Origin of the sequence: Spirochaeta cellobiosiphila DSM 17781, assembly GCF_000426705.1 — a bacterium.
In the GTDB taxonomy this organism is placed as follows: domain Bacteria; phylum Spirochaetota; class Spirochaetia; order DSM-17781; family DSM-17781; genus Spirochaeta_E; species Spirochaeta_E cellobiosiphila.
In genome coordinates this window covers 250,711-270,524 of the sequence record NZ_KE384556.1, presented here as the reverse complement: position 1 = coordinate 270,524, position 19,814 = coordinate 250,711, and the positions used below count along the sequence as shown (strand labels likewise).

General features: G+C 37.5%; 16 protein-coding genes. 12 read left to right on the top strand and 4 right to left on the bottom strand.

Features of this window, described 5'->3' with window-relative positions:
• Positions 1 to 873, bottom strand: a complete 873-nt coding sequence (locus K345_RS0113890; RefSeq protein WP_028974679.1) for an ABC transporter permease — start codon at positions 871 to 873, stop codon at positions 1 to 3.
• Complete coding sequence (locus K345_RS0113885; RefSeq protein WP_028974678.1) at positions 874 to 1,818, bottom strand: ABC transporter ATP-binding protein; 945 nt, start codon at positions 1,816 to 1,818, stop codon at positions 874 to 876.
• 148 nt (positions 1,819 to 1,966) lie between these two features.
• Here K345_RS0113885 and K345_RS0113880 point away from each other — a divergent pair, with 148 nt between their 5' ends.
• The 8 genes from K345_RS0113880 (at position 1,967) to K345_RS21155 (ending at position 11,883) form a co-directional block, all read left to right on the top strand.
• Positions 1,967 to 2,782 (top strand): AraC family transcriptional regulator, encoded by an 816-nt coding sequence (locus K345_RS0113880; protein WP_028974677.1) that lies wholly within the window; start codon positions 1,967 to 1,969, stop codon positions 2,780 to 2,782.
• 85 nt (positions 2,783 to 2,867) lie between these two features.
• Positions 2,868 to 4,418 carry a glycosyl hydrolase family 28 protein gene (locus tag K345_RS21160; RefSeq protein ID WP_053228320.1) on the top strand — a complete coding sequence of 517 codons (1,551 nt, stop codon included), beginning with the start codon at positions 2,868 to 2,870 and terminating at the stop codon, positions 4,416 to 4,418.
• 31 nt (positions 4,419 to 4,449) lie between these two features.
• Positions 4,450 to 5,286: a 5-dehydro-4-deoxy-D-glucuronate isomerase gene (gene kduI / locus K345_RS0113870; protein WP_028974676.1), complete on the top strand. Its 837-nt coding sequence runs from the start codon at positions 4,450 to 4,452 to the stop codon at positions 5,284 to 5,286.
• Between the two features lie 84 nt (positions 5,287 to 5,370).
• Positions 5,371 to 6,135 (top strand): 2-dehydro-3-deoxy-D-gluconate 5-dehydrogenase KduD, encoded by a 765-nt coding sequence (gene kduD / locus K345_RS0113865; RefSeq protein ID WP_037572470.1) that lies wholly within the window; start codon positions 5,371 to 5,373, stop codon positions 6,133 to 6,135.
• Between the two features lie 270 nt (positions 6,136 to 6,405).
• Positions 6,406 to 7,923 (top strand): tagaturonate reductase, encoded by a 1,518-nt coding sequence (locus K345_RS0113860; RefSeq protein ID WP_083963782.1) that lies wholly within the window; start codon positions 6,406 to 6,408, stop codon positions 7,921 to 7,923.
• Between the two features lie 10 nt (positions 7,924 to 7,933).
• Positions 7,934 to 9,421, top strand: coding sequence for a UxaA family hydrolase (locus tag K345_RS0113855; RefSeq protein WP_028974673.1), 1,488 nt, complete (start codon positions 7,934 to 7,936; stop codon positions 9,419 to 9,421).
• Complete coding sequence (uxaC, locus tag K345_RS0113850) at positions 9,418 to 10,839, top strand: glucuronate isomerase (RefSeq protein WP_028974672.1); 1,422 nt, start codon at positions 9,418 to 9,420, stop codon at positions 10,837 to 10,839. The genes K345_RS0113855 and uxaC overlap by 4 nt, the downstream gene beginning before the upstream one ends.
• Before the next feature lie 9 nt (positions 10,840 to 10,848).
• A complete protein-coding gene (locus K345_RS21155) occupies positions 10,849 to 11,883 on the top strand; it encodes a LacI family DNA-binding transcriptional regulator (RefSeq protein ID WP_053228319.1) in 1,035 nt (344 codons plus the stop codon).
• Here K345_RS21155 and K345_RS21150 read toward each other — a convergent pair.
• Positions 11,861 to 13,615: an ABC transporter ATP-binding protein gene (locus tag K345_RS21150; protein WP_053228318.1), complete on the bottom strand. Its 1,755-nt coding sequence runs from the start codon at positions 13,613 to 13,615 to the stop codon at positions 11,861 to 11,863. The genes K345_RS21155 and K345_RS21150 overlap by 23 nt on opposite strands.
• A gap of 145 nt (positions 13,616 to 13,760) precedes the next feature.
• Between K345_RS21150 and K345_RS0113835 the strand changes: the two genes are divergently transcribed.
• A complete protein-coding gene (locus K345_RS0113835; protein WP_028974671.1) occupies positions 13,761 to 14,609 on the top strand; it encodes a sugar phosphate isomerase/epimerase family protein in 849 nt (282 codons plus the stop codon).
• Between the two features lie 107 nt (positions 14,610 to 14,716).
• Entirely contained in the window at positions 14,717 to 15,409 is a 693-nt protein-coding gene (locus K345_RS0113830; RefSeq protein ID WP_028974670.1) for a hypothetical protein, read from the top strand.
• A 4-nt stretch (positions 15,410 to 15,413) separates the two neighbouring features.
• Here K345_RS0113830 and K345_RS21145 read toward each other — a convergent pair whose 3' ends face one another.
• A complete protein-coding gene (locus tag K345_RS21145) occupies positions 15,414 to 17,036 on the bottom strand; it encodes a PAS domain S-box protein (protein WP_053228317.1) in 1,623 nt (540 codons plus the stop codon).
• 216 nt (positions 17,037 to 17,252) lie between these two features.
• Between K345_RS21145 and K345_RS0113820 the strand changes: the two genes are divergently transcribed.
• Both K345_RS0113820 and arfA read left to right on the top strand, forming a co-directional pair.
• The gene (locus tag K345_RS0113820) at positions 17,253 to 18,182 is read left to right on the top strand and encodes an ArsR/SmtB family transcription factor (RefSeq protein WP_028974669.1); all 930 of its coding nucleotides are present in this window, start codon (positions 17,253 to 17,255) and stop codon (positions 18,180 to 18,182) included.
• 89 nt (positions 18,183 to 18,271) lie between these two features.
• Positions 18,272 to 19,759 carry an arabinosylfuranosidase ArfA gene (arfA, locus tag K345_RS0113815; RefSeq protein ID WP_028974668.1) on the top strand — a complete coding sequence of 496 codons (1,488 nt, stop codon included), beginning with the start codon at positions 18,272 to 18,274 and terminating at the stop codon, positions 19,757 to 19,759.
• The last annotated feature ends 55 nt before the right edge of the window (positions 19,760 to 19,814 follow it).

Sequence of the window (19,814 nt, the reverse complement as noted above, 5' to 3'; positions counted from 1 at the left end):
TTAAGCCTCCTTAGTCCAGCTGCGTTTTTCAATAAGCCTGGTGGTCATGAACAAAAAGAAAAGAGCAAAGCTAAGATAGTAGATGGCATCTGATAACTTGAGGAGTCCCATTGGGAAATAGGTGTATCTGGATGTGAGGGAAAAGCTGCTAATGCTCTTAGCTATTAATGAGGCATAGCTTGCCTGATGGATGAAAAATACTGCTCCTCCTATCACCAGAGCCATAATAGTCACAAAAAGCGGAATGATAATCGTTCCACTTTGTCTATAGAGCCAATAACCAATCAATAAGATGATGACAGCGACGAAGAGGAAGCCCCATAAGGGGGAATTGGGCACAATAGGTTTTAAAAAATCTGCAAACCAAGTGAATAATACCGCTCCAAAAGTGGTGATGGCTGCAGAAGCTTGATTATCTGTCAGGGCACTGATATAGACCCCCATAGCCAAAAAAGCTCCTCCTAAAAGGAAGAACCCAAGATAGGAGCCGAATATTTTTACAGCTTCTATATTTCCATAAAAGGCCAGAATAATGGGATAAATGAGCGTGATACCAATGGTAATAAGAAAAACAGTCAAAGGTGCTAGAAACTTACCAATGACGATTTGTACAGGAGTCACTGGTGCTGTTAATAAAAGCTGGTCTGTTTTGTTTTTCTTTTCATCAGCAAAAACCTTCATTGTTAATAAGGGAATAACAATAGTGAATATAGAAATAAGTGATCCCAGGTATTCTGCATATTGGGTACTATTCATAAAGAGGTTCTGTATGGTGAATAATAAACCTGAAATAAATAGGAATGAACCCATGAAAATATAACCATAGGGCGTTAAAAAGTAAGAGCTTAGCTCTCTTTTGTATATGGCAAACATCTATAGTTCCTTTTCTGTTGTGGTTAGATTTAAGAATATTTCTTCGAGACTTATATGACTTGGTCTCATTTGCATGATAGGAAATTTGTTTCGACTCATAAGATAGAAGACTTCTTCTCTGATATCGCGATCATCTTCTGCTTTTAAAATCATATTAATGATTCCATCTTCAGAAGACTTCTGGCACTGAACGAGGGTCACTGCTTTCATATCTTTAATAGCTGACCTTATATTATCCTGATTGGCCTTTATTTTTAGCTGAATCTGATTGGTGCCTTCCATCATTTTTGCGAGATTTTCCGGAGTGTCAGAGGCTGCAATCTTCCCCTTATTAAGAATGAGGAGGCGGTTACAGATTGCTGATACTTCAGGAAGAATATGGGAACTTAGTATGACCGTATGTTCCTGTCCTAATTTTGTGATGAGATTACGCATTTCGATGATTTGCTTCGGATCCAGGCCTACAGAGGGTTCATCTAAAATGAGAAGGTCCGGATTGCCTAATAAGGCCTGGGCCACTCCCACCCTTTGTTTGTATCCTTTAGATAGGTTATCAATGAGTCTGTTCTGCTGGTCTGTTATTTGAACAACCTCCATAACTCTATCTCTATCAGACTTTACTGTTTTAGAATTGAGACCCTTAAGTTGAGCCACAAAGGACAGGTAAGATTTGACGGTCATATCCGGATATAGAGGGGGGATTTCAGGAAGGTAGCCTATTTTTCTTTTGACTCCAATGGGATCTTCCCTAACATTAATACCATCGATTTCGATAGTGCCAGAAGTAGGGGCGAGAAAACCGGTGAGCATATTCATCGTTGTTGACTTACCTGCTCCATTCGGTCCAAGAAAACCTACAATCTCACCTTTTTTAATTCCAAAACTTATATTATCCACAGCTTTTTGTTTACCGTAGTGTTTGACAAGATTCGTTGCTTTAATCAATTAGGCACTCCTTAAATTATCGGAAAATAATCCTACCACGGGTTTTTTGAGTTGGTGAAGGAATAATAGGCACAATTTTTGAACCCAGGGGACAAAATCATTAATATAATTCTTCTTTTTATTTTAATTTATTATATGATGGGTCAGCATGGATACGGAAGACTGGAAGAATAATCTGCCCTTGGACTATATGGAGAAAGAAAACTTTTCCCTCCAATTAGCACGCTCTGTTATAAAGTTCGAACATGGAACGGACTGGCAGGTGGATAAAACGAATAATGTATATGATTTGATTTGCTGTTTAGAAGGGCATGCGGAATATGAGATAGGTTATGAGAGATTTGATATGGCACCGGGTGATATGGTTCTTATTGAACCTAATGTTCCTTTTAAGGGACATATTTCCAAGGGAGAGCATTTTGTTGGAATCGCACAGCATTTTCAATTCTGGATCTTCGGAGTCATTGACTTCTTTGCCTACATTCAATATCAACGAAAGATTTCTTTGAAGGATTGGGCCAGCTTCAAACCTATATTAGAATACTATTGGTCTTATGCTCCTGTTGATTCTATTATTTATGGGCAGAACTGTGCTTTTCATGTAATTTTGACTAAGTTTATTAGAGAGTCTTTCATCAATACTAGATTCCAGAAGGAAACTCCTTACTTTATATTGGAGACCGCTGCCCATGTCGGGGCTCGGGCTCAGTTTGCCGATACTCTTGATAGCATATTAGAAGAGATACCCTATTCCCGTCGTTATCTGGATAATGAGTTCAAACGATTTACTGGTAAAACCCTTAAGCAGTTTTGGTTAGAGAGAAAGCTTAAGAAAGCAGAGAAGCTATTAACTAGTGGTAACTCGGTAAAAGAAACTGCTTATCTGTTAGGCTTTACAGACCCTCTTTATTTTAGTCGTCTCTTTAAAAACAAAAGGGGATACAGTCCTTCAGAAGTTCGCTAATATAAACCATTTTCTCCATAGGTTCCTGTTGTTTTGTCCATATCGAATGAGGCCATTATGATGTTAGAATTCAAACACGAGGTAAATGATGACAATTAATTATTTGAACATTACCCCTTATACGGTGACTTTTACATGGGATTATCCCTTGAAGGATTCCTTGGATAAGGAATTTACCGTATCAATCAAGGGTGATGGTAAAGAGTATAATAGATATGTTACTGGCCGTAATGCTGTAACTATTTCCGGTTTGGAACCAGGAACTTCTTATGAAGGAACTGTAGAAGGTGCAGGGACTGTGTGGTCTATAGACTTCTTCACACAAGAAGGTTCTTCTTTAAATCCTTTAGCTTTTGGTGCTTTAGGTGATGGTATTCATGATGATACCTTGGCTTTTCAGGCCGCCATAGCTTGTCTTCCCAAAGAAGGTATATTACGAGTTACTTCCGGGACGTATCGGGTAAAACCTCTTTTTCTAAAATCAAATATGACTTTGGTCTTGGAAAAAGAGGCTCATTTAATGGCTGAGAAAGATCCTTCTTTCTATCCGATGATTCCTAAAATGGAAGAAGGACGTATCCTGGGTACCTGGGAAGGTTTGGAGTCTACGATCTATGCCTCTGTTATAACAGCAGTGGGTTGTGAAAATCTAACTATTGCTGGTGAAGGTATTATTGATGGGAACGCAGATATCACTAATTGGTGGCATTCTCCTAAGAATACTGTTCCAGCAGCTAGAGGGAGACTAGTTTTTCTTAATCAATGTCGTAAGGTTACAATGGCAGGTGTAACTCTTCAGAATTCTCCCTCTTGGACATTGCATCCTTTTTGTAGTAATGAACTTCTTTTTGCTGATCTTAAGATCAAGAATCCTGATGACTCTCCCAATACGGATGGTTTGGATCCTGAGTTTTGCCAGGATGTGGTACTACATAGTATTCATTTCTCTGTAGGGGATGACTGTATTGCTATTAAAGCAGGGAAAAAAGAACTGGCAGATCATATCAGATTATGTACTAAGAATGTAACGATTGAGAACTGCCTAATGGAACGGGGACATGGCGCTGTTGTTTTGGGCAGTGAAATGTCAGGTGGCATCGAAAATGTTCATGTAAAGGATTGTGTCTTCCTGGATACGGATAGAGGTATTCGTCTCAAAACAAGACGAGGAAGAGGGGGAGCTGTTAAGGATATTCATTGCGAATCTGTGTATATGCGTAACATTGGTTCCGCTTTTGTTTTTAATATGTTCTATTTCTGTGATGCTGATGGTAAGACTCCTCCTGTTCAAAATAAGGAAGCCCTTCCTTTAAATGAAGGAACACCTGAGTTGTGTAATGTTCATTTGGAAAATATCGAAATCGATGATTTACGAAATTGTTTCCTTTTTATGTATGGTTTGCCCGAAAGATGGGTGAATAATGTTAAACTTAAGGGTATTAAGGCGACTGCAGCTCAAAATCCAGAACCGGAATTTGCGGCTATGATGTGTGATATCGATCCTATGGTTCATCAAGGTTTATTCCTGCGGAATGTTAAAGATCTCGAAATGGAAGATCTGCAAATTGATGGATTTGAAAAGGATTTGAAAGGGATAGATAATGTTAAATTAGATGGCAATGGTATTGCTATTTAAATAGATAAGATAGTTATTAGGAGGTAATATAATGGATATAAGACATCCTGTTCATCCCGAACATGGTAAAAAAATGGACACTACTGAATTGAAAAGACATTTTCAAGTAGAAAATATCTTTGGTGAGGATAAGGTTAACTTAACCTATAGTCACATCGACCGAATTGTATTTGGTGGTGTTATTCCTAAGAAAGGAAAGGTAGATTTTCCTAAAGAAGTGTCAAAAGAAATCGCACAGGACTACTTTTTGGCAGCTCGAGAAATGGGTGTAATCAACTTAGGTGGTAAAGGTACTATCACTGCTGATGGTGTTGATTATGAGTTAGAAAACCTTAATGGTTTGTATCTTCCAAGAGGAACTAAGGAAATTTCCTTTGCCAGTGCTGATGCTTCAGCTCCTGCAAAATATTATATTGCGTCATCACCAGCGCATAAAGAATATCCTGTGAAGAAGATCACTCTTGAAGATGCTTCTCCTTCTCCTTTAGGTGACAGTGAGAAATGTAATAAGAGAACTATCTACAAATATCTTCACCCTAATGTTCTTGAAACATGTCAATTGTCCATGGGATTCACAAGAATGGAGCCGGGAAGTGTTTGGAATACCTATCCTTCCCACACTCATGAAAGACGAATGGAAGTTTATCTCTATACGGAAATGGACCCTGATACATTGGTTTTCCATATGCATGGCGAACCTTCTGAGACTAGACACATTATCATGAGAAATGACCAAGCTGTTATTTCTCCTTCATGGTCTATTCACACAGGTGTTGGAACAGGTCCTTATAGCTTTATCTGGGCTATGTGTGGAGAAAACAAAGTTTTCGATGACATGGATTGGGTAGCTGCTGAAGATATGGCTTAAGGTCAGATCTACGTTGTGATTTGTAGCAGAGAGGATGTTTCATTCTCTCTGCTTTTTTTATAGGGTGTATTGAAGGAGTTTGGAATGTTAGATCGTTTTAGTTTAAAAGGTAAGGTAGTTCTTATTACAGGAGCCTCCCGGGGCTTGGGACAGGGTATGGCTGTTGGTTTGGCTAAAGCTGGTGCTGATATCTTTGCTTTGGGTGTTAGTGCTATGACGGAAACTAAGGAACTTGTTGAAAAAGAGGGGCGTCGATTTGACTCTGCAAAAGCCGATCTTGTTCATTGTTCTGTTGAAGACCTAGCCTCTTATGTAAAAGCTGCTGTTGATCATATGGGACATGTTGATGTTCTTGTTAATAACGCAGGTATCATTAGACGAGAAGATTCTATTCAGTTTACGGAAAAAGATTGGGATGAGGTAATGGATATTAATATCAAGAAGGTCTTTTTCCTTAGTCAAGCTTTTGTTAATCAATTATTAAAACAAGGGAAGGGGGGGAAGATTATTAATATTGCTTCCATGCTTTCCTTTCAAGGGGGAATTCGTGTTCCTTCCTATACGGCATCAAAGTCAGGCATTCGGGGACTTACTATGTCAATGGCTAATGAATGGGCAAGTCATGGTATCAATGTTAATGCCATTGCTCCTGGCTATATGGCGACAGACAATACTAAGGATCTACGTAATAATCCTGAAAGAAGTGCGCAAATATTAGACAGAATTCCAGCAGGGCGATGGGGGACTCCTGAAGATTTGGCTGGAACCTGTGTCTTCCTGGCAGGTGACAATTCTAATTACATTAATGGTTATACTATTGCCGTGGATGGTGGTTGGTTAGCGCGTTAACATGTATTGCAAAAGCCCCCCATGGTGATGAGCCGAAGGGGGCTTCTTTTTCTAGGAGATTACAGTCTTGTTGGTTTCTCACAATTGTATTGGCAATGGAAATAGAAAACCGAATGAGTAATGAATCTGTAACCGGTTACAATGTTAGCACTGTAGGTTATAGATTTCAACGAAAAAAAACATAATATTTAGGAATATTTGAGATATTGTTTGACTTGTAGAATGTAACCGGTTACAATTTAGGCAACAAGACAATACCAGGAGGGTATGATGAGTCAACAGAATGTTGATTTGTTGCCTGTTAGAGATTGGGCAGCCAACAATCAAAAAAAACCGGCTAATCCGGTTAAAATTCTTCAATTTGGTGAAGGTAACTTCTTACGAGCTTTTGTCGATTGGATGATCGATATTTTAAATGAAAAGAGTGATTTTAACGGAAGTGTTCGTATTGTACAGCCACTGGATCGTGGTATGGTATCAATGCTTAATGATCAAGACGGTTTATACACTGTTGTTCGTCGTGGTTTATCTAAAGGCCAGATTGTCCAAGATAATAGATTAATTACCTCAATAGAAAAGGGAATCAATCCTTATACTGAATATGATGAGTTTCTGGCTTCTGCTACGTTAGAAGAACTTCGTTTTATTGTTTCTAACACTACAGAAGCCGGTATTCGATACGAAGCTTCTGATAAGTTAGAAGATAAACCCGCATCATCATTTCCAGGTAAAGTAACACAATTATTGTGGGCGAGATTTAATCACTTTAAGGGTGATAAAAATAAGGGAATTAACTTCATTCCTTGCGAACTTATTGATAAAAATGGTGATAATCTTAAGGCTATCGTTCTTCGCTTAGCTAAAGAATGGAATTTAACATCTGAATTTATTAATTGGGTAGAAGACTGTAATGTTTTCACTAATACTCTCGTAGATAGAATTGTTCCTGGTTACCCTGCTAATGAGATAGACGAATTATGTCATAAGTTTGGATACAAAGATAACTTAGCTGTATCCTGTGAAGATTTTCATTTATGGGTAATTGAAGGTGGTGAAGCTTTTCAAAAAGAACTTCCTCTGACAGAAGTAGGATTAAATGTTGTATGGACAGATGATTTACCTTCTTATCGAACAAGAAAAGTTCGTATCCTAAATGGTATCCACACTATGACTTGTGCTGCCGCTTATCAATATGGTATTGAAACAGTAAAAGAAAGTTTTGATGATGACGTTGTCTCTAAATTCATATCTCTTGGATTAGAAAAAGATATATTACCAACTCTTGCTGATCTTAAAGAAGATCCCGCTCCTTATGCTCAGGATGTACTTGAAAGGTTTGCTAATCCCTTTATTCAACATGCTTGGTTAAGCATATCCCTTAATACCGTATCTAAGTTTAAAACAAGGGTTCTCCCTAGTCTGCTTGGTATCCTGGAAGGGGAGAATAAGGTTCCTGAAGTATTGGCTTTTGCCCTTGCTTCAATAGTGGCATTCTACGAGGCAGAAAAAGTAGATTCTCAGTATTTCGGAGAAGGTATTAATGGCCGTTATGAGATTAAAGATACTCCAGCGAATATCGATTATATTATGGAGTGTTGGAAAGCATTCGACGGTGATCCAGAAACTATGGACCTTGTAGTCGAGAAAGTTCTTAAGAATGAAGATTTTTGGGGACAAGATCTATCTCGATTCTCTAACCTAAGTAAGAGTGTAAGCCTTTATCTTTTCCAAATAAAAACAAGAGGAATGAAGAAGGCTATGGCCGATTTGGTTTCAGCCTTACAATAAGGAGACTCTCATGAATTTATGTCATAAGATCCACGAATTGGATAACGTTGCTGTCGCTTTACAAGATTTAACTGCTGGTACAGAAATTTCTATAGGTGATCAAAGTTTTGCTTTGAAGACTGATGTTCCTATGGGACACAAGTTTGCCCTCGTTGATATTGAAGACGGTGGACAGATAATTAAGTACGGTACTTCCATTGGATCTACAAAGACAGAGGTACCTCAGGGCACTCATTTACATACCCATAATGTAAAGACCAACTTAAGTGATGTTCTGGAATATTCCTACGAACCAGCAGAGCCGGCTCTTCCTGTCAGTCCTGCAGAGCATAATAGTTTTATGGGATATCGTCGGGCCAATGGCAAGGTTGGTATTAGAAACGAAATATGGATTATCAACACTGTAGGTTGTGTTAATAAAACTGCTGAAATGCTTGCTAGAGAAGCAACCGCTACCGCTGATGGTAGACATGATGGGGTCTATACTTTTAGTCATCCCTATGGCTGTTCTCAAATGGGTGGGGATCAACTTAAAACTCAACAAGTCCTTGCTGGTCTGGCAAGACACCCCAATGCAGGTGGTGTTCTGGTTCTTGGATTAGGTTGTGAAAACAATCACATAGCTGAGTTCAAAAAGGTTCTTGGTGAGTACGATCCTAAACGAATACGTTTCTTATCTACACAAGATGTCTCTGACGAAATTGAAGCTGGTCATGAAATCATTGAGGAACTTGCTGAAATTCTTAAGGAAGATAAGAGAACAGAATGTCCTGTTTCTGATCTAGTGATAGGTCTTAAATGCGGTGGTTCTGATGGATTCTCAGGTATCACAGCTAATCCCTTAATCGGTCGAGTAGCAGATAAAATTGTTGCCACTGGTGGAACAGCCATACTAACAGAGGTTCCTGAGATGTTTGGAGCTGAACATTTCCTTATGAGCCGAGCTAAGGATGAATCTGTCTTTAAAAAGACGGTAGATTTAGTTAATAACTTTAAGTTGTATTTTCAACGATACGATCAGGTTGTCTATGAAAACCCTTCCCCAGGTAATAAGGCCGGCGGGATTACAACATTAGAAGATAAATCTTGCGGCTGTATTCAGAAAGGGGGAACTTCCCCTGTTGTTGACGTTCTTGATTACACAGAATCACCTAAGCTTAAAGGTTTGAACCTATTAAATGGGCCTGGTAATGATGGTGTTTCTGTTACTAACATGATTGCCGCTGGAGCTCAGATCGTGCTCTTCTCTACTGGTCGAGGAAATCCTTTGGGAGGACCCGCTCCTACGCTGAAGATTGCCACAAATACTCCTTTAGCTGAGAAGAAACCACGTTGGATTGACTTTAACGCAGGACGCTTGCTGGAAGGTAATCCTGAAGAACAGGTAACTAACGAACTGTATGAACTCATTCTGGAAGTTGCCAATGGCAAAAAAGCTAAGAATGAGATCAGTGGATACAAAGAAATTGCTATTTTTAAGGATGGTGTTACTCTATGAGCCACAACTCAAACTTTCTTACTGAAGATTTTCTTCTTCATTCAGAAGCTGCTAAGAAATTATTTCACGAATATGCTGAAGATATGCCTATCTTTGACTATCATTGTCACTTAAATCCCAAAGATCTGGCAGAAAACAGACAATACAATAATCTATATGAAATCTGGTTGGAAGGGGACCACTATAAGTGGCGAGCCATGAGAACTTCCGGTATTTCTGAAGAATATATTACAGGCAATAAGAGCCCCCGCGAGAAATTCCAAAAATGGGCCGAAACGGTTCCCAAAACTATTGGAAATCCCCTTTATCATTGGACTCATTTAGAATTAAGAAGACCTTTTGGTATAACCGATTTGCATCTTAATGCGGATACAGCAGAGGATGTATGGACAAGAACAGAGAAGCTTCTGGCTCAACCTGAGTTTTCCAGCTGGGGTATTTTGAAGAAAATGAATGTTAAGATGGTAGGGACAACAGATGATCCTATTGATGATTTGAAGTACCACGAACAGCTTAACAGTAATAAGGATGCTGAGTTCAAGATGTATCCTACTTTTAGACCTGATAAAGCTATGGGTGTTCATAGTGTAGAAGGGTTTAACGAATACCTTGATACGTTGGGATCCGTATGTAACACCACAATTGATTCCTGGAAATCTCTCTTATCAGCACTAGCCGATAGGCATCAGTATTTTCATGATAGAGGTTGTCGTGTTACTGACCATGCTCTGGATAAAGTATTTTATATTGAAGCGACGGATAGTGAATTAGAAGCTATTTTTACCAAAATCCGATCAGGCAAAGCTCTTAGTGAACAAGAACAGGGGGCCTATATTACTGCCTTTATGTTAGAAATGGGGCGCTTAAATTCTTCAAAAGGTTGGGTTATGCAGATCCATATTGGAGCTTTGCGTAATAATAATAGCAGAATGGTCAGAACCTTAGGTGCCGATACAGGATTTGATTCTATTCAAGACGGTATGGTAGCTCCTCCTCTGGCTAAGTTATTAGATAGCCTGGATACTTCAGATCAACTTCCTAAGACTATTCTGTATACACTTAATCCTGCAAATAACGAAATTTTTGCAACCATGCTTGGTAACTTTCAGGGAGCAGGTGTGAAAGGAAAGTTACAGTTTGGATCTGGTTGGTGGTTTAATGATCAGAAAACAGGTATGCAGGATCAAATGACTAGCTTAGCGAACTTAGGCCTTCTCTCTGCCTTTGTCGGTATGGTTACTGATTCAAGAAGCTTGTTAAGTTATCCACGACATGAATACTTTAGAAGAGTGTTGTGTAATCTAATAGGAGGCTGGGTTGATGCTGGTGAAGCCCCTGCAGACTATGAACTATTAGGTAATATGGTGAAGGATATTTGTTTCCGTAACTGTATAGATTACTTTCCTGTTGAATTGTAATATTAGTTCATGACCATATATGAAATTGCTCGAAAGGCAGGCGTCTCTGTTGCGACTGTCTCTCGGGTTATTAATAATAATAAAAATGTTCGGCAGTCTACTCGAGAGAAAATTCTTAAAGTCATTGAGGAAGAAGAATATTTTCCTAATAGTTTGGCTCAAGGCTTATCAAGTTCTAGTACTCGGGATATCGGGATTCTCTTAATTGATGTGCGACAGTTATATTTCTCAGAAGTTGTGCATTCCATAGAACAGGAAATTAGTCAGCAAGGATATAGTTCCATTCTTTGTAATACTGGTGGCAGCTTAGATGACCAGAGGAATTATTTAGCGCTCCTAATGCAGAAGCAGGTTAGTGCTATTATCCTTGTAGGGTCAGTCTTTAATTATGAGAAGTTACAGAAATCCATCGAAGAGATTGCTAGTAGAATTCCTGTTATAATAATTAATGAGAGCTTACAAGGGGAGAATATATATTCAGTAAGTTGTGATGAATCCCATGGTGTTCAAGAAGCTATTAAATATCTGCATGAACTGGGTCATCGTAAATTCATCTATATAAAAGAGGCAGATACTTATTCCGCCAGGAGAAAATTACGGGGATTTATAAAGGGGATGGAAAGGTTTGATATTCCTAATGAGTCTTACAAAGTTATTCAATCTTCCGGAGGTGTTGAAGGTGGCCGAGTTGCGGGTGAAGTTATAGTTGGTAGTGAATCGCCTTATACGGCTATTATTACAGAAGAGGATATAACCGCGGTAGGTGTTATACAAACTTTGGAGACAAGAGGATTTACTATTCCAGAGGATTATTCTGTCATTGGTTTTAACAACTCTCTGTATACAGAATGTAGTACTCCTAGGATTAGTTCTATTGATAGTCAGATGACACCATTAGGGTTAAATGCCGCTAGGCTTTGTATGGATATCCTCCAAAAAAGACCTGTATCTGCTAAAAATGTCATCTTACCCGAATTAGTGTTAAAAGAGAGCACAGGACCAGCAATATCTTCTTTAGCTATTAACCAAAAGTTCCCGTCTTAAGTTGATTCTTGCTCAATTCTTTAAACATTCCTTCTTGCTTAAGCAGTTCATCAGGACTCCCATCTTGTATGATATGACCTTTTTCCATAACTAATATACGATCCATATGTAATATAGTTGATAGTCTATGGGCTATAACAAAGGTTGTTCTGTTTTCAATAAGCTTATCCATAGCTTTTTGAACTAATACTTCTGAGGCGGTATCTAAGGCAGATGTAGCTTCATCGAAGAAAAGAATTTGGGGATCTCTGTAAAAAGCTCTGGCTAATACCAGGCGTTGGCGCTGTCCTCCTGATAGATTGGCTCCATGTTCTCCGAGTATCGTATCTATTCCTTGAGGTAGCTCTTTAACAAAGTCCCATGCATTAGCTGCCTTGAGGGCTGTAATAACAGACTCAGTATCACTTTGAATATCTCCATAACTGATATTAGCTTTAATAGATCCGGAAAACAGTATGGGAGTTTGACTGACAAAGGCGCAATTTTTTCTCATACTACGCATATCATGAAGGGCATATGATTGTTCATCAAGGAAAATCTCACCCTTTTGAGGTCTCACAAAACCTATTAATAGATTAATAAAGGTTGTCTTGCCACTACCAGAAGGGCCCACTATACCGACAGATTGACCAGAAGGAATATCCAATATGGAAATATCCAGATGCTTTTCCCTTTGGTCCCCATCTGATTCATTATAGGTAAAGGTGACATCTTTAAGATAAAAATGACCTTCAACAGATTGAAATGCTTTTTTTCCCATATTGTATTCAATATCAGGAGCATTTAATACTTCAACAATAGAATGGAAAGACTCCCGTCCTTTGTAAAGATTAGGGAGTATATTAAATACGGCTCCCACTGAGTTAGACATCATTGTGAAAAAACCTTGATATAGGACAATATCTCCCACAGGTATCAATCCTTGGGATGCCATATATACTGTAAACACTAAGGCCAGGAGACTAAATAATTGTAACACTACCCATGTTGAAGCTCCAAAGGCTGCATTGAGAACATCCAAACGTAAACCTGAAGTATTGATTTTATCAAAAAAGACTTCGATATTTTCTATTTCCGTATCTTCAAGGGCATGGGCTCTTGCTACAGGAAGCATTTCAATGGATTCATTAACTTTGGCTGACAAATTTTCCATATCTTTACGATACCTGGTATTTGTTCGTTCCATTCGCTTTGAATAAATAAAACGTATTAGGGCCATTATGGGTAAAGAGGCAATGAAAAAAAGAGTCACCTTAGGTTGTTTATAGGTTGTAACTCCAAAAATATAGATGAAAGAAGTTATAGCAGGCAATAGACTCATTGTTCCTTGCTTTAATGCCATTTCTATGGTCTCCACATCTCTTAGAAATTTAGCTGTCAGCTTTCCCGATTTTGTTTTTAAATAATATCCCATACTTAATTCCTGAAGTTTACGTATGAGATGACTTCTTAGATCCTTTTCTATTTTACGTGAAGCTTCAGAAAAAATTTTAATATGGAGAACATTGAATAGAATATTAAGTACAAGTAATATTCCGATTCCAATACTGGGCCATAGAATTGTTATTAGTCCACTGCTTCCTTTGTCAACAATGGTGTTAATCAAATAAGAGACATAAAGTGGCATCAACCAAACAGGGGAATGTTTGAATAAGAAAAAAATGTAAGATAAAAAAAACTTAAGCCAATGTGTAGATATTAATTTAATCGCGTAATTGTTTTGATTTTTCATTGTCATACTGGCAGTATCTTAAATCGACTTTGTTCCTTTTGAAAGATCTGTTCGAAGATGTGCCCCTCCATAATATGAATTGAACCATTTGTATCACCATTGTTTTCTTTGTATAATACAGCAAACTAACGAACGAGGAGTTTTTATGTTAAATCTTGGAATGCGGGCTCATGATTTGGGTAAGATGACAATAGAATCTTTAGCCCAGGAGCTGCAGAAAAGAAACATTCCCCATATTCATATGGCATTAGCCAAAGTTTTGACAGATTATGATAAGGATAATCATAAATTGTCCCCTGGTTTTGCTCGCCATATAGAAGCCGTACTAAGAGCTCATGGTGCGCATATATCCATACTTGGGTGTTACATAAATCCTGTCCATCCTGATCCTGTAAAATTAGAAGAGAGTCTTTTATATTTTGAAGACCATATTAGGCATGCTAGAGATATGGGGGCTTCTATTGTTGGGACAGAAACAGGTTCCGTTAATGCTGATAATAGTTATCATCCTTTGACAGATACAGAAGAGACTTTTCAGAAATTCATTAAGAGCCTAAAGCGTCTCGTTAATGTTGCAGAAAATTATGGTGTTCATGTAGCTATTGAGGGTGTAGCCATGAAGAACACCATTGATACTCATCAAAAGATGGTTAGAGTTTTTGATATCATAGATTCACCTAACTTGGGCGTTATTTATGATCCTGTTAACTTTATTCCAGACGATCGATGTGCTGATCATGAAAATCATATTGCTGAAGCCTTTCAGTTGTTTGGTGATAAAATTCTAGCCATTCATGCCAAAGATTTTGTTGTAGAGAATAATAAGAAAGTGGGAGATCTACCAGCTGGACAGGGATTGATGAATTATCCTTTCTTTTTAAAGATTCTTAAGGAAAAGTATCCCCATATACATGTATCTCTAGAAAATAATACTCTTGATACTTTGCCTGGGGCATGGAAACATGTTTCTGATTGCTATAGCAATCTTAAATAGTATTTATTCTATATTATTTCTGTTTGTAGGCTCTTCAGTACAAATCACCCTTTTAGGGTGATGTTTTGAAGAGCTTTTCTATTCTACAATGCTTGGGTGGAGGGGTAATGAAAAAAATACTACGAATCATTGGTATTATATTTATTGGTCTTTTTGTTTTAGCTGCGGTTCTAGGTGTTGTCGCAGAAAAGTATGATAAAAAAATAGGTCCCAAACAGGCCTTCTATTTTTTAAATAGTAGTGATGAAGATAGAACCATATTATTCTATCCCTCTACTTTTTCAGATGAAGAGATGTTAAACAATGAAGCTTGGTACGAATTTAATACAAAGCCTGGAAAGACGACATTTGGTAAAATATTCCAGAATAATTACCAATATAAAATCATTTCCTCTGATTCGCAAAAAACGATTCGTCACATAAGGGGATTTAAAGTTTTAGAAAATCAGGAAGAGGATAGTTATAAATACATTTATATTGATCTGGGAAGTCAGTCTTACATTGCTTTGGTAAACGTAAATGCTTACTATGGTGGTGGCGAGATTGCCCAATCTATGGCTGCAGCTGTTGGTTCGAATGCTGATGCCCCTTATATCTATAAGCTATATGATGGTTCAAAGCCAATACAGTTGCCAGATCTTATATATACAAGAGATACCCTTGTTCTTCCTGGGGATAAATTTCCAAACAAAATATCCTATTCTGAGCTTATTTACACTCTTGTCGCTGTGCCTTCTACAGTTAAAACTGTACAGGAAGCACAAACTTATGCTGTAGATTATATAGGCAGTATTTGGTAAGTCGTTATCGGGACATGTTTTTAATTCTATGACTTATTTCTTGAACGGCATTGGCCACTTGTATAGCGTTTTCTGATATATTTTTGGTGACCATTTCTTGTTCTGATAAGGCATTGGCTGAATCTTTTACATAATTGTCAACAGATTCAGCTTGTATAACGATTTCTTTAATGTTGCTGGACAAGTTATTGGATAGGATCTGGATATCTTTTATTTGTTGAGCAATATCCTCTGTAGCTTTTGATGTTTGTCCTGCCAGGTTTTTAACCTCAGACGCTACTACGGCAAAGCCTCTACCGGCATTACCAGCTCTTGCGGCTTCTATCGTTGCATTTATGGCAAGTAAGTTTACCCTATCAGCTATATCACCGATTAGATTTACTATATTCTCCACTGAGGTCATGGTAGAATTAAGGTTAGTACTGACTTCATTTGTCAAATTTATACTAGTTGATATTTGTGATGCAGCTTCTTTGGATAGGCTCATGTTCTTGCTAATATGATCGATGGCTTCTGTTATATTAACTATAGAGGAAGACATATCATCCATCTTTTGTGATGTCGAATCAGTAAATTTGATTGTTTCCATTAAATTAGTCACATCCGTGGCAAATTTGACTATTTTGAAGGGTTTTCCTTCTAAGTCAAAGATGGGATTGTAGTAGGCATGTATCCAAACAGGTTGTCCGCTTTTTGTGATTCTTTTATATACGCTTGTCTGAAATTGACCATTGCGTAATTGAGTCCAAAAGTCTTGGTAGGAAGAACTATTAACTTCCTCTTTGTCCACTAAAAGGCTATGATGTTGGCCTTTTATTTCCTCTAGAGAATATCCGATTATGTTTAGGAATATATCGTTAGCGTCTGTTATTGTTCCATCCAGATTGAACTCAATCACACCTTGGGAATTTTTAATAGCATCGACTTGTCCTGCATAATTTGCATTTGCTTTCTTTTCCTCTGTTATATCCATAGCATATTCTATGATTTTACTGGGTTTCCCATCTGCACCGAAAATTGGATTATAGCTGGCTTGAATCCAAAACTCTTTACCTGATTTACTAATCCTTTTGTATTGTCCGGTGGTAAATTGTCCTCGACTTAATTTATCCCAGAAATCTTTGTATTCTGGTATATCTCTTTGTTTTGTTGGAATGAGAAGTTTATGGTTTTGTCCAATTAACTCTTCTTTTTCATATCCTGAAATAGTTAGGAAATTCTGATTGGCTTGAAGAATTTTACCTTTTAAGTCAAATTCGACAATCCCCTGGGAGATATTATTGGAAGCAATTTGACTTTCGTATTCTTGAATTTTCTCTTTTAGCTCTGTAATATCCATACCAATTAAAACAAATAGGTTGTCTTGCCTTTTTTCCGTACTTGCTTTTAACCAAATCAGTTTAGTCTTATCTTTTGTGATTAAGCTTATTTCCTGGGGAGAGGTGATACTTGTATCATAGTCGTTTGGTATATATTGTGTAATGGATTTTCCTTTTACATCTTGTGCTGATATACCAGTTCTTTCTGTAAAGTACTTATTGACATCGATAATATTTCTATTTTCGTCAAAGAGAATTTCTATTAAATGATTATTTATACTCAAATTAAATTCCTTATGCTTCTTCACTAAGTAACTCCATAAGTTTATATGCTTAAAATAATAAGCTATATGTGTAATAAATCGCTAGAGGTATTTTCATATTTAGGTAAGTCTTTATCAGATTATTTTACTAATATACCCAAATAAGGATGTCAGGTCCAGGAAAATGACAAAGGTGGTAATCGATATAGATATATTGTTTTGTTACAGTTAATATGCTTAGTATAGGAGAGGGAGTAAATCATGAGTAAACAACGCTTGCTGGTCATTAATCCAAAGCAAGATTCTAAAGCATTAATAGCTTTGTCCTCAGAAGTGAGACTAGCAATATATGATCTGCTGCGTAATCAATCCATGAATGTACGTGAGATTGCTGATACACTTCATATACCTGCTTCTACAGCAGCTTTTAATGTGGCGAATATGGAAGAAGCTGGTCTCATAGAAACCTATTCCCAAAAAGCTACTAAAGGGAGCCAGAAAATCTGTAAAGCTCTATACGATGAAATCTTGATTACCTTTGAAATAGAATCAGAAGACACAGCACAGAATACTATTGATATGGAAATGCCTATTGGTTTATACACTGATTTCAATGTTAGTCCGCCCTGTGGCTTGTGCTCTGCTCAAAATATGATCGGATATCTAGATGTGCCAGCTTCCTTTCATGAGGCGGAAAGGGTAAAAGCCAGTCTTCTTTGGTTTCAATCAGGATATGTTGAGTATAAATTCCCTAATAATTCTTTATATGAAAGTAGAGAACTGGAAGCTCTTGAATTTACTTTAGAGCTTTCTTCTGAAGTTCCAGGGACTAACACCAATTGGCCTTCAGATATTTATGTGAGTATTAACAACGTAGAAATAGGCTGTTGGACCTCTCCAGGTGATTTTGGTGATAAGAGAGGTAAGTTTACTCCCGATTGGTGGAAGCTCGAAGGATCACAATACGGATTACTCAAAACCTGGAGTGTTGCTAAATCAGGTTCCTTCATTGATGGTAAACAAATATCAAATGTTTGTTTGAAGGATTTGAATATCAAAGATCATCATTCCATTAAACTACGTATTGAAGTAAAGGATCAGGCTAAGCATGTTGGTGGTGTTAATATCTTTGGAAAATCCTTTGGTAATTATGATCGCGACATCCATTTACGACTAATTCTAGAAAAATAAGTAATACATTAATATTGAATATAAACAATAATATTGTTTGACAGGTTAAAGATGGTCACAGTAAGATCTACCCCATAAAGGGGGAATAGATGAAAGTTCATATTAAAGCTTTAAAACAATTCACTATTGGAGAGGTGGATAAACGAATATTTGGGTCATTCTTAGAGCATCTGGGAAGGGCTATCTATGGTGGTATATATGAGCCAGGTCATAAAGACGCGGATTCTAATGGTTTCAGACAGGATGTGTTAAAATTAGTTAATGATCTGGATGTTCCTGTAATTAGATATCCAGGGGGGAACTTTGTCTCTTCTTTTTATTGGGAGGATTCTGTTGGGCCTAAAGAAGAACGCCCTAAAAGGCTTGATTTGGCTTGGCGAGCTGTAGAACCAAATGAATTTGGGTTGAATGAATTTACCTCCTGGATACGTAAGACCGGAGCAGAGCCTATGATGGCATTAAACTTGGGTACCAGAGGAATTGACGCTGCAAGAAATTTATTAGAGTACTGTAATCATCCTTCAGGATCTTACTGGAGTGATTTAAGAATAAAACATGGATATCCTGAACCTCATAATATTAGATTATGGAATTTAGGTAATGAGATGGATGGCCCTTGGCAAGTAGGGCAGAAGACGGCTGACGAGTATGGCAGAATAGCTGCTGAAACAGCGAAATCATTAAAATTATTCGATCCTGAACTAGAACTCATCGCCTGTGGTTCTTCCAGCAGTGATATGGTTACTTTTCCTGAATGGGAAGCTACTGTTCTGGAACACACTTATGATTATGTAGATTACATATCCTTACATCAATACTTTTCTAATTATGATAATGATTTAGATGATTTTCTGACCTCCAATTTGGAAATGGAAAGTTTTATTAATACTGTGATTGCTACTTGCGACTATGTGAAGAGTAAAAAGAGATCCAATAAAACTATGTATCTATCCTTTGATGAATGGAATGTCTGGTTTCATTCAAAAGAAGCGGATAAGGACATTGAGCCCTGGACAGTAGGGCCTAAACAATTGGAAGATATTTATACTTATGAAGATGCATTAGTTGTTGGTTTGGCATTGAATACTTTATTGCGTAAATCAGATCGTGTAAAAATTGCCTGTCTTGCCCAATTGGTAAATGTAATAGCCCCAATAATGACAGAAAATGGTGGTAGTGCATGGTGTCAAACCATTTACTGGCCCTTTTATTATGTATCAAAGTATGGCAGAGGGGTGGTATTGCAATTAGATGTTGATTCCCCAACCTATGAAAATAAGAAGCACGGAGCTGTCCCCTATCTTGATGTTGTTGCTGTTTGGGATGAAAAAAATAATAAAATAGTTGTTTTTGGAGTAAACAGGAGTCCTTCAGAAGCATTAAGTTTTAATCAATCCTTTCATGGGTTTGGTGAATTAGTTCTAGATGATTGGGTAGAACTACACCATGATGATATTAAAGCTGTTAATACAAAAGACCAACCTAAAAATGTATATCCACAACAGAAGTCTGTTGATGTTGAATCCATTGACTTGTCTCCTCTTAGTTGGAATATGCTTGTATGGAAGGTTAAATAAACAGTTATTGTGAGAATATAAATAATATAATTGTACAGAAACAATGAATTTGTTG

Bases quoted from the DNA above. Each gene is read 5' to 3' on its own strand.
- K345_RS0113835 (WP_028974671.1), top strand. From the start codon at position 13,761: ATGTTAAATCTTGGAATGCGGGCTCATGATTTGGGTAAGATGACAATA.
- K345_RS0113860 (WP_083963782.1), top strand. From the start codon at position 6,406: ATGAGTCAACAGAATGTTGATTTGTTGCCTGTTAGAGATTGGGCAGCC.
- K345_RS21150 (WP_053228318.1), bottom strand. From the start codon at position 13,615: ATGAAAAATCAAAACAATTACGCGATTAAATTAATATCTACACATTGG.
- arfA (WP_028974668.1), top strand. From the start codon at position 18,272: ATGAAAGTTCATATTAAAGCTTTAAAACAATTCACTATTGGAGAGGTG.
- K345_RS21155 (WP_053228319.1), top strand. From the start codon at position 10,849: ATGACCATATATGAAATTGCTCGAAAGGCAGGCGTCTCTGTTGCGACT.
- uxaC (WP_028974672.1), top strand. From the start codon at position 9,418: ATGAGCCACAACTCAAACTTTCTTACTGAAGATTTTCTTCTTCATTCA.
- K345_RS0113880 (WP_028974677.1), top strand. From the start codon at position 1,967: ATGGATACGGAAGACTGGAAGAATAATCTGCCCTTGGACTATATGGAG.
- K345_RS0113830 (WP_028974670.1), top strand. From the start codon at position 14,717: ATGAAAAAAATACTACGAATCATTGGTATTATATTTATTGGTCTTTTT.
- kduD (WP_037572470.1), top strand. From the start codon at position 5,371: ATGTTAGATCGTTTTAGTTTAAAAGGTAAGGTAGTTCTTATTACAGGA.
- kduI (WP_028974676.1), top strand. From the start codon at position 4,450: ATGGATATAAGACATCCTGTTCATCCCGAACATGGTAAAAAAATGGAC.
- K345_RS0113855 (WP_028974673.1), top strand. From the start codon at position 7,934: ATGAATTTATGTCATAAGATCCACGAATTGGATAACGTTGCTGTCGCT.
- K345_RS0113890 (WP_028974679.1), bottom strand. From the start codon at position 873: ATGTTTGCCATATACAAAAGAGAGCTAAGCTCTTACTTTTTAACGCCC.
- K345_RS21160 (WP_053228320.1), top strand. From the start codon at position 2,868: ATGATGACAATTAATTATTTGAACATTACCCCTTATACGGTGACTTTT.
- K345_RS0113820 (WP_028974669.1), top strand. From the start codon at position 17,253: ATGAGTAAACAACGCTTGCTGGTCATTAATCCAAAGCAAGATTCTAAA.